Origin of the sequence: Mycolicibacterium arseniciresistens, from assembly GCF_030519285.1 — a bacterium.
Lineage (GTDB): Bacteria > Actinomycetota > Actinomycetes > Mycobacteriales > Mycobacteriaceae > Mycobacterium > Mycobacterium arseniciresistens.
The window spans coordinates 1-10,814 of sequence record NZ_JAUMSQ010000178.1 but is presented as its reverse complement, the minus strand read 5'-3'; the positions used below and the strand labels follow the sequence as shown (position 1 = coordinate 10,814).

Annotated in this window: 6 protein-coding genes; 2 read left to right on the top strand and 4 right to left on the bottom strand. The window is 69.2% G+C overall.

All coding sequences use genetic code 11. The features are described 5' to 3' along the window. Window positions 1-552: helix-turn-helix domain-containing protein (locus Q2100_RS20280; protein ID WP_302915507.1), on the top strand; the 552-nt coding region annotated here is incomplete at its 5' end. A gap of 23 nt (window positions 553-575) precedes the next feature. Then, the gene (locus tag Q2100_RS20275; protein WP_302915506.1) at window positions 576-1,148 is read left to right on the top strand and encodes a class I SAM-dependent methyltransferase; all 573 of its coding nucleotides are present in this window, start codon (window positions 576-578) and stop codon (window positions 1,146-1,148) included. Between the two features lie 6 nt (window positions 1,149-1,154). Here Q2100_RS20275 and Q2100_RS20270 read toward each other — a convergent pair whose 3' ends face one another. The 4 genes from Q2100_RS20270 to Q2100_RS20255 form a co-directional block, all read right to left on the bottom strand. Further along, window positions 1,155-7,700 carry a nuclear transport factor 2 family protein gene (locus tag Q2100_RS20270; RefSeq protein ID WP_302915505.1) on the bottom strand — a complete coding sequence of 2,182 codons (6,546 nt, stop codon included), beginning with the start codon at window positions 7,698-7,700 and terminating at the stop codon, window positions 1,155-1,157. A gap of 2 nt (window positions 7,701-7,702) precedes the next feature. Beyond that, complete coding sequence (locus Q2100_RS20265; RefSeq protein WP_302915504.1) at window positions 7,703-8,770, bottom strand: protein kinase family protein; 1,068 nt, start codon at window positions 8,768-8,770, stop codon at window positions 7,703-7,705. 94 nt (window positions 8,771-8,864) lie between these two features. Continuing rightward, the gene (gene aftC / locus Q2100_RS20260) at window positions 8,865-10,154 is read right to left on the bottom strand and encodes an arabinofuranan 3-O-arabinosyltransferase (protein ID WP_302915503.1); all 1,290 of its coding nucleotides are present in this window, start codon (window positions 10,152-10,154) and stop codon (window positions 8,865-8,867) included. Between the two features lie 44 nt (window positions 10,155-10,198). Next, window positions 10,199-10,814: alpha/beta hydrolase (locus Q2100_RS20255; protein WP_302915502.1), on the bottom strand; the 616-nt coding region annotated here is incomplete at its 5' end.

Genomic DNA, 10,814 nt, shown 5'->3' with positions numbered 1-10,814 from the left:
AACCCGGCGGGCCGCACCGGCGCGGCGCTCAACGGCCTCTGCCGCCGCGACGGCGACGCCGGCGTCTGGACGGCCCCGCTCGACGACGACCTGGCGGAGTTGATCGAAGGCGTTCACCGGTCGGACGATCTGCAGGGTGCCGCGGACATCGCGGTGCGCGCGGTGCTGCGCGCTGCGGGCGTCGATCCGGCCGATGTCTCGCCAGTGCACCCCGCGCTGAGCCGGGCTGTCGAGCTGGTGTCGGCGAGCATGCCCGACCGGGCCGATCTCGTCGCCGTCGCCCGAGCGGTCGCCGTGTCACCGGACTACCTCGGGAGGCTGTTCCGCAGGCAGACCGGCGTGTCCTTCTCGGCGATGGCCCGGTGGTCGCGGCTGCTGAGCGCGCTGCCTCACCTGGACCGCGGCGCGTCGGTCACCGATGCGGCCCATCTGGCCGGGTTCGCCGACGGCGCCCACGCCCACCGCGTGTGCCGGGAACTCGCGGGCATCTCGCCCAGCCAGGTCGCGCGGCTGCTGGCGGAGAACAGGACGGATCCGTTCAAGCGCGAGTAGCCCTGCGGGCAGAGACTGATCCCATGCCGGTGATGTCGAAGATCGAGCGGGCGTTCTGCTGCGGGGCGCTGTGGCGCCGCAGCACCGATTCGATCGTGGGCACACTGCAGGTCGACCGATTGGGTCGCGACGTCCTCGAGATCGGTTCCGGCAGCGGAGCGGTCGCCGCGGCACTGCAGCAGGCGCTGCCCGGCGCGGCGGTGACGGCCAGTGACCTCGATCCGGTCATGGTGGCCGCCGCGGGCCGCCGCCTGCAGCGGTTCCCGGAGGCGCGGGCGGTGCCCGCCGACGCCACCGCGCTGCCGTTCGGAGACGACGCGTTCGACTCCGTCGTCAGTTGCCTGATGCTGCACCACATCATCGAGTGGGAGGCCGCGGTCGGTGAGATCGCCCGCGTGCTGCGTCCCGGTGGCATGTTCGTGGGCTACGACCTGGTGCGCACCCCGGCGGCGACGTGGCTGCACCGCCTCGACCGGTCACCCTTCCGGCTGCTGACCCCGCGCGAACTCGGCGACGCCTGCCGGGCCGAGGGGTTGTCGGTGGAGGTGGAACCGCGCTACCGCGGCCAGGCGATGCGCTTCACCGCGACCCGGTGACAGTCCTCAGCGATGCCGCTGCGCGCGTTCCTCGGCGTAGGCGAACGCCGCTGCCTCGTCGTCGAGTTCGAACTCGCAGAGACCCGCGCATCGCCCATCCCGCACGTCGAACACGTAGATGCGCGTCCACGAGTACTGTTCGCCGTCGCGTCCGAGGCCCTCGCGCTCGTTGCGGCTGATGCAACACGTCGGCGACACCCACAGCGACGCCGAGTGCCACGTTCGCATCGACGTGGTCCACGACGTCCACTCCTCGAGGCTGGTGCGGAGCTGCGTCGCCGACCGGTCCGGAAACGGTGAGGTGGAACGGATCTCGAACAGCATCTCCGAATCGGTCAGCTCGTCGAACAGCCGATCGTAATCGCGGGTGTTCAGCGCGACGATCCATTCGGTCTGCACCGCGCCTGCGGCCGCGAACTCCTCGCCTTCTCCTGCGAGGTAGCGTCGCTCGAGTTCGCGGTAGGCGGCGTCGAAGTCCTGCTCGTCGAATCGGCTCTCGGAGGCGATGAGGCCGCCCTGGTCGATCTCCACGACGTGCAACTGCACACTCTCGTTCCCGGCGTCATCCGACCACCGGCTCCAGTGCAGGTTGAGCGTCTCACCCCGCACCGCCAGGAAGCGGATCTCGGAACGGTTGTACTGTGCGCAGAGTCGTTCGAATGCGGCGCGGAAATCACTCTCGCCCCGGATGGGGGCACCGCTGAGTCGCCGGCGGTCGTCGAACGCGGTCCGATCCGAGCAGTGCCGCATGATGCCGTCGACGTCGCTTTTGCGCAACGCCTCGTTCATCGCCAGCACGACGTCACAGGACGGGTTGGTGACGGGCAGGCGACTGCCGTTGTCCCGCAATCGCGCCTCGGCATGCGCGAACGCCGCTTCCTCGTCCTCCACCGGGAACTCGCACATCGACGCGAGCCGGCCGCCGCGGAATTCGCAGACGTAGAGCCGGGCCCACGCGTACCGCTCACCGTCATGGCCGACGGCCTCTCGCTCGTTGCGGCCGATGCAACACGTCGGCGACAACCAGGACGCCGCAGAGAACCATGTCCGCACCGACGCCACCATCGCGTAGAGCTCCTCGAAGGTCGCACGGAGTTCGGCGGCGGAGCGATCGCCGAAAACTGATCTCGTGCCGCTCGCCACGTGGAAGTCGGGTGTGGTGAGTTCGTCGAACAGCCGGTCGAAATACCCCCCATTGGTGCAGATGGTGACCTCGGTCGCGACAAGCCCCGCTTCGGTGAACGCCGCGCCTTCACCTGCGTGATAACGCTTTTCCAGCTCCCGGAAGGCCTCGTCGAAATCGTCCTCGTCGAAACGGCCTTCGTAGACGAACCGGCCGTCCTCCCCGATTTCGCTCACATGCAGACAGGTGGTCTCGTAGCCCGCGTCGTTCGAGGAGCGGCTCCAGGCCATGTGCAGACGCTCGCCCCGCACTGCGAGCGTGCGCGTCTCGAAGTGGCTGTACTGGTCGAGGACGCGCTCGAACGCCGCACGGAAGGCGTCGGCACCGCGGACGGGGTCACCACTGAGGCACCGCCGGTCTTCGTAGACGAGACGGTCGGAGCAGCACTCGATCGCGCCGTGGGCGTCGTGCGCCCGCATCGCGGTCCAATAGGCGTGGGCTGTCCGGCTTGCCCGGTTCTCGACGGCCAGCCGGCTGACGGTGGCGCGGATCCGCTCCTCGGCGTAGGCGAACGCCGCCTCCTCGTCCTCCACCGCGAACTCGCACATCGACGCGAGTCGGCCGCCGCGAAATTGGAAGACGTACAACCACGTCCACGCGTAGCGCTCACCGTCATGTCCGACGGCTTCGCGCTCGCTGCGGCCGACGCAACATGTCGGTGACACCCAGCACAAGGCTGACTGCCATATCCGCGCGGACGCGACCATCGCATAGAGCTCCTCGTACGTCACACGAAGCCCCGAGGCAGTGCGGTCGCCGAACACCGATCGCGTCCTGCTCTCGATGCGAAAGTCCGAGGTGGTCAACTCTCCGAACAACCGGTCGAAGTCACGGGTGTTGAACGCGGTCGTGATGTCGGTCCCGACGCGTCCGGCCTCGGCGAAACTCGCGCCCTCGCCCGCGTAGTGGCGTCCCTCGAGTTCACGGAAGGCGTTGTCGAAGTCGTCCTCGTCGAAGCGGCCTTCGTAGACGAACCGACCGTCGTCGCCGATCTCGTTCACGTGCAGGAAGGTGGTCTCGTCCCCGGCGTCGGTCGACCAGCGGCTCCAGCCGAGATGCAGGCGCTCGCCTCGCACCGCGAGGGTGCGCGCTTCGAAGTGGTTGTACTGCTCGAGGATGCGTTTTTGTGCTGCGCGCAGTGCAGCGCCGTCGGAGAGCTCATCGCCGCAGAGCCGCCTGCGGTCGTCGAATACGAATGCGTGCGAGTAGCCGTCGAACATGGCGTCCAGGTCGCCTGCGCGAGCCGCATTCAGTAGCGCGTAGAACGTCCGGCCGGCGCCGTTCTCGACGGCGAGTCGGCTCTCGGCCGCGCGCACCACCTCGGCGGCGTAGGCGAACGCGGCATCCTCGTCCTCGAGTTCGAACTCGCACATGGACACGAGCTGCCCGTTGCGAATCTCGTTCGCGCACAGGCGGTGCCAGGTGTACTGCTCGCCGTCTTGTCCCACCGCCTCCCGTTCGAACCGGAAGATGCCGCAGTACGGTGTCACCCAGTGAATCGCGGGGAGCCACGTGCGCGTGGTGCTGACGATCGCGTCCAGCCCCTCCATGGTCGCGCGGAACTCGCCGGTGGAGCGATCGGGGAAGAGCGCTCGTGACCGGTTCTCGACGCGCATCTGCGGGCCGGTGAGCTCGACGAACGCCCGGTCGAAATCACCCTCGTTGATGGCGATGAGCCACTGGGTCGAGACGATGCCGCCTTCGGCGAATGCCGCACCCTCTCCGGTGTAGTAGCGATCTTCGAGTACCCGATAGGCGTCGAGGAAGTCGTCCTCGTCGAAGCGGGCGTGATAGGTGAGCCGACCGTCGTCGCCGGTCTCGTTCACATAGAACGAGGTGGTCTCGTTCCCATCGTCATCGGCCCAGCAAGTCCATGCCAGGTGCAGGCGTTCACCACGCACGGCCAGCACGCGGATGTCGAATCGGCAGTACTGGGTGAAAATGCGCTCGATCGCCGCTCGCATGGCATCACGCCCGACGACGGGATCGCCCGCGAGCCGCCGGCGGTCGTCGTACACGAAGCGATCCGAATACCAGTCGAGGGTGCCCTCGACGTCGCGCGCCTGTACGGCACGCGTGAATGTCGGAAAGTAATCGCAGGACCGGTTGTCGACTTCCATGCGCGAGGACGCGGGCGCTCGTGCCGTGTGGGTCGGAGCCGAAGCCATCGGCTCATCCGCCTCGGCCACCCGGCCGACGGAGCTCGCGACGTCCTTCGCGGCGTAGAGCCGGTCGGCGTTCTCGCGAGCGGCCCTGGCGCCGAGCGTATCTCCCGCCGCGACGAGCACCCGGCTCAGCGCGAGGCAGGCGTCGGCGTGATCGAGCACCAGATCGGTTCCCTCGGCGACGGCGACCGCGTCGCGGGCCATGGCGGCGGCCTCGCCGAAACCGCCTCGTGCGGCGTGGATCTCCGCCCGCACCGCACGCCAGGCGATCGCCGTCTTCAAGTTGTGTCCGGCGAGGCGCTCGCTCTCGGTGGCGTACCGGTCGGCTTCGTCGATCCGGCCCTGTGCGAGTACCGACCGTGCCAGAAGTGCCGCGGCCAGGCCCGCATCCGCGCCGACCCCCAGCGCGTCCAGCCCCTCCAGGGCGTTGCGGAAGTGCGGCTCGGCGGCGACCGCATCGCCCTCCATCGATTCGATGATGCCCGCGAACAGTTCGATCTCCATCAGCCCGTGCCGCAGACCGAGGTCGGCGACAACCTGGCGCGCATCGGCCAGCATCGAACGCGCCTTTTCCGGGCGGCCCCTCAGCAGTTCCAGCAACGCCAGGCAGCGCAGCGAGGTGGCCTCGAGCGAGGGGGCGGCCGTCGTCATCCGCTGCATCCGCACCACGTCGAGGCACCGGCCGCCGGCTTTGGGCAGGGGACTCGGACCCCAGAGCGCCGCTGCGGGAGCCGCGCCGAGCGCGGCGGTGATCTGCCGGTGATCGCCGCTGTGGCGAGCGGCGATCAGCGCTTCGAAGAGGTCGGCTTCGCAGTCGCCGATCCGGCCGAGCCGCGCGCGGGCGCCGGCTCGCACCCGGTGGGCCTTGGCCAGCCCGGCTGATTCGCCGCGCCGGCCGAATTCATCGATGGCGGACTGCAATCGGGAGTCCACGTCCGGCAGCCGGTCCGGGTCGGTGTAGACGACGAACTGACTGCGGTAGCAGATGGCCCACGGTGCGAGCGCCTGATCGGCGATCCGGTCGAGGTCGTCGACGAGCGGGGCGCCGGCCGCCACGTCACCCGCGGAGAGGAACGCCTCACAACCGATGAGCAGCAGGTCTGCCAGCACCGTGTGGTCGGTGCGGGCCAAAGCCGCACCGCGGGCGGCCTGATTGCCCGCGGACAGCAGTTCGTCCCGGTCGAGGGCGCGGCGCGCCGACGCGGCGTAGTGGCGGGCGGACCGCAGCGCAAGCGCTTCCGACTGCTCGTCGGGTGTGCCGAGCTCGTTGCGGTACGCACAGGCGGCCTCGAGGTGGCGGGCGATCATCTCGTCGGAATCGAAGGCGCCGCTCGGCTCTCCCGATGCGACCCAGTCGGCCAGCCGCTCGTGAAGGTCGGCTCGATCGGATTTCAGCAGTCTGCGGTAGGCGACGTCGCGGATGAGCGCATGGTGGAACCGCCACACGGGTTCGTCGCCGACATAGGCTCCGCTGGGTTGGGCCAGCTCGAGCCGGCGAAGGCGGCTGAGCGAGGTGGTGATTCGCGCCGTGTCGCTGCCCACCAGCGTGCAGACGGCTCCCACCGAGAAGTCGCTGCCGATGACAGCGGCGACCTCGAGTACGCGCCGATCGGTGGCACTGAGCCGTTCCAGCCGGGAGGCGAGAAGCGCCTGAATGGTCGGCGGGACGGTGATGGCATCGACGTCGATGGTGAGGCGCCAGCCGGCCGGCTCGGAGACCAGCACGCCGTCGTGAGCCAGCATCGCGATCAGCTCGCGCACGAACAGTGGGTTGCCTCCGGTCGACGACGGCAGGCGACGGATCAGCTCGGCGGGCAGTCGGTCGGCGTCGAGCACCTTGGCCGCGAGTTCGGCGGTCGCTTCGGCGTCGAGGCCACCGAGCGGCAGTGCCGCCGACACCCACCGGCTGACGGTGACGAGCTCGGGCCGGACCTCGCGGAGTTCGGGCCGCGCCAGCGCCATCACGACAACCGCGACGTCCTGCACCCACTCCACCAGATGCTCGACGAAGTCCAGTAGCAATGTGTCGGCCCAGTGGATGTCGTCGACGACGAGCAGCAGAGGCCCGTCCGAGGCGAGTACCTCGATGAATCGGCGCAGCGCCCAGAACGTCTCCTCGACCGACCCGGGGACACCGGCGGCCAGGCCGTTCAGATCACGCAGCAGCCTCTCACGTTCGGAAACCCCGGCCGGAAGCGAGTTTTCGAGATCACGCGCCCGCAGCACCTCGATGATCGGCGCCAGCGCGACGGTTCCCTCGACGTCGCACCGGGATTCGATCACCCGGACGTCGGGCGCAGCCGCGGCGAATTCGGCTGCCAGGCGGCTCTTTCCGACGCCGGGGTCGCCGATGACGGTCACCAGTCTGACCGCCCGCGAAGTGACTGCGTCGTCGAGCACCGCCTGCAGCGTCCGGACCTCCTCGGTGCGGCCGACGAAGGGCGTGGCGTCGGGGGCCGACCGGTGGCCGAGCCACCGGTGCACCGCCACCGGCGCGGTGCGGCCCTTGACCTGGACGTGACCGAGGGATTCATACGCGTACCTGCCGCGGGTGGCCCGCCACGTCTCCTCACCGACCACGACGAGGCCGAGCGGGCATTCCGCCTCGAGCCGCGCCCCGACGTTGAGGGCGTCGCCCACCAGGTCCGCATCGCCGGCGCCGACGACGACCTCACCGGTGTTCACCGCCACCCGCAGCGCGAGCTCGGTGCCGTGGGCTGTGGCGACGAAGGCGGCGAGCTCGACGAAGCGCTCCTGCAGCTCGACCGCGGCTTCGACGGCGTCGGCGGCGTCGTCGGGGCGGATCCCTGGAACGCCCCACACCGCCATGAATCCGTCGCCGATGTACTTGGTGACGCCGGCGCGGTGTCGCTGCGCGGTCTGGCGCAGCAGGTGGTGGTACCGGCTCATGACGTCGCGCGCCGTCTCGGCGTCGACCCGTTCCTCGAAGGCGGTCGACCCGGCCAGGTCGGCGAACATGACGGTCACGGTCTTGCGGGCGGCTTGGGCGGGTGGGTCCGCTGCGGGAAGCTCCGCGGTGTCGAGCGGTGTTCCGCATCCTCGGCAGAACCTCGCCGTCGCGGTCGCCTCCAGACCGCATGCGGCACAGGTGCGCGCGAGCGATCCGCCGCATCCCTCGCAGAAGCGGGCGTCCGCCTCGTTGGTCGTGGCGCAGGACGGACAGGTGCGGCGGTTTCCGGCCATGGTCAGTCCGGCCTCAGCGCCAAGCAGTCGTGGTCCTCGACGGCGGCGGCTGCGCGGTCGAGCATGCACCGCAGCAGCTCGAGTTGGCGGTCGTTCGCGATGTCGATCCGGCCTGCGGCGATGATGGGGTACAGGAAGCACGATGCGGTGGTGAGCCGGTAGTCGCGCCGCAATTCTTCTACCGGATAGTCGATCCCGCGCTCGGCGAGGCATTCGGCGTAGTGCCCGACGAGTCCGTCCTCGCAGCCGCGCCGAACGTCGGTCGCCAGGCTCTGGGTGATGAAGTAGGCGACGTCGTAGGCCCCGCGGCCCTTGGCGGTGATCTGCCAGTCCAGCGCCGTGACCGGTGGGTCGTCGGCCGTGACGGCGAAGAACAACTGGTCGAGCCGCAGGTCTCCGTGCAGGAACGTCATGGGCGGACGGGCGAATTCGGCGAGCAGCCACGGCATCAGCGAGGGCAGCCGCTCGCCGAAGCGGCGCACGGCGGGGGACAGGCCGGACCCGACGCGGTCGAGCGCGACCGGCCAGCCGGCCTCGTAGTTCCCAATGGCGATGGCGGCGAACGCGGGAGTGCTGTACGTCTGCAACCAGGGCAGCGATCGGAGCCGCTCGTTGTCCCACCAGTGGGCGTGGTGCGAGGCGATGCCGTCGATCACCGCCTCCGCGTCCTCCGCGGTGCATCCGATGGTCTGGTCGGCCCTGCGGAGGCGCGAGAGATCATCGAGGACGAGCACGAAGTCGTGTGTCGCCTCGTCGATGGCGGCGAAGTACGGACGCGCAGGGGGCAACGGATTGGCGAGGCCGATCTCCCGGTAGAACGTGACCTCGCGCAGGTAGAACTCCAGATCCTCACACAGTGCCGACCGCGCCTGCTGGTCGAGCGTGGGAAGTTTCACCACCACCGAGGCCGGCAGGTCGGGCGCACCGTCGAGGCGGACCCGGAACAGCCGGCCGAGCAGTCCGACACCGATCGCGATCTGCTCGACGTCACAGCCCCGGACATCCGCCTCGAGGACGTCGCTGAGCCAGGCGGGGGTGATGCACTGAGGACCGACCGGCATTGCGGGCATATCCGTCGCCTCCCCGTGGCCTCCCCACGACCAGCTCAATCGTACGAGACCGGGGACTTCCAGCGACGGAATCGCGTAGTCCGGGTGCCGATCGTCAGCTGATCGCCGGCGCCTCGGGTTTCGACGGCGTGCCGGGCACGACCTTTCTCAGCCACGGCGGGTCGATGCCCTCGTCGAGGCGGCCGTCGTCCTTGGCGTCGAGGTAGCGGAAGTACAGCACGGCGAACACCACCACGAGCATCAGCGACCAGCCGTAGGTGATCTTCATGTACTCCAGGAACCGGCCGGTCGTCGGCCAGTGCCCGAGCAGCCAGCGGTCCATCGTCATGAAGCCGTAGACCGCCAGCCACGCCGGCCAGTTGTGCAGCACCGAATTGCGCAGCACCACCGTCATCAGGAACGGGAACAGCATCGTCGAGTAGTAGCCCTGGCCCAGCGACAGCACCAGGAACGACGCGGTCAGCAGTACCCCGGATGACGTGAGCATCCAGAACAGCGGGTCCCGCTCGCGGTAGTAGCGGTACAGCAGGTACAGGCTGGCCGCGGCGATCAGCCCGAAGCCGATGCGCAGCAACAGGATCAGCCACATCGGCAGGCCGTAATAGATGCCGTTGCCGAGGATCGATGAATTGAAGTAGTCGCGGGTGGACAGGAAGTACGGCACGGTGTTGCGCACGAAGTTCATGGGGTCGCTGACCAGCGGCCAGGCCACCGCGTTGGCCAGCAGTGGGACCCCGATCGCGGTGACGAACGTGTAGAACTGCCGGTTCAGCAGGGGAATCAGCAGCAGCGGTACCAGCGATGGCTTGACCACTATCGTCAAGCCGATCGCCGCACCCGCCAGCAGTTCGGCGTTGCGCCCGCCCTTGAGCAGGAATCGGAAGAACAGCACGCCGCCGAGCAGCATGCAGCCGTTGATGTTGGTGAAGACCAGGGTGTTGGTGACGGATTCGGTGCAGAACATGGCCAGCAGGAGCGCCGGCGCGGCCACCGAGGACAACGTGTAGTCGAAGATCCGGAGCAGAAGGTAGGCGGCGATCAGGAATGCGACGACGTTGACGGTGATGTACCAGTAGCGCGCCGCGTCCACGGGCAGGTAGCCGAACGGCGCCAGCAGCAGGGTGCCGCCCGGCGGGTACAAGTAGTGCGGGTCGACGTGGCCGAAGTTCTCGTTGTAGATGTCCCAGCCCATTTTGAAGTTGACCACTGCGCGGTAGACGGGGCCGAAATCATCGGTGATGTAGCCGTTGGTGCCCAGCACGTAGCTGCGGTGGATGATCGACATGATCGCGAGTGGCCAGAGCGCTGACCGCAGCACGGTCGCGGCGCTCGGCGGCGAGGTGCGGGGCCGGAAGGCGTTCAGGATCGAGGCGGTGAACGGCACGAGCGGAAACTTACACCGGCGCTCGGGTGCCGCGGACCGGCGGATCAGGCCGGGCAGTACGTGTCGGTCTCCGGCGGCGTGCCCTTGTCGAGGTAGCCGACGACGGGCGCCAGCGCGCACGGCGAGTAGATCGAGGCGCCGTGGCCGATGCCCTGCCACATCACCCGCTTGCTGTTGGTGCCGGCGTTGATGACCGTGGCGGCGACGGCGGCGACGCCTTCGTTGCCGACGATCGGGTCGTTCTGCACGCCGAGCAGCAGCACCGGCACCTTGAGGTCCTTGGGCTCCTCGGGCGCCGATCCGCTCGGCCAGTTGAGGCAGGTGACGAGGTCGAGCGCGCCGACGGCGCCGAACTGCGGGTAGAGCTTGCCCCACGCCACCACGAGTTCGCGGACCCGGTCGGGCGTCGGCCGGTTGAGGGCGTCGCTGCAGGAGTTGACGAACTGGCCGTCGGTCTGGCGCAGATCCTCGGCCCGGGTGATCAGGTCGCGCAGGCCGCTGTCGTCGCCGCCGCGGGCGGCGGCCAGTGTGGCCGCGAGTTCGTTGGTGCTGGCGACGCGGTCGCCGGTGGGGAAGGCCAGCGCGGTGGAGATGGCCTCGGCGACCGCGGACACCGACGCCCCGCCGGGTCCGTCGCCTGCCCGCGCGTCGGCCAGCAGG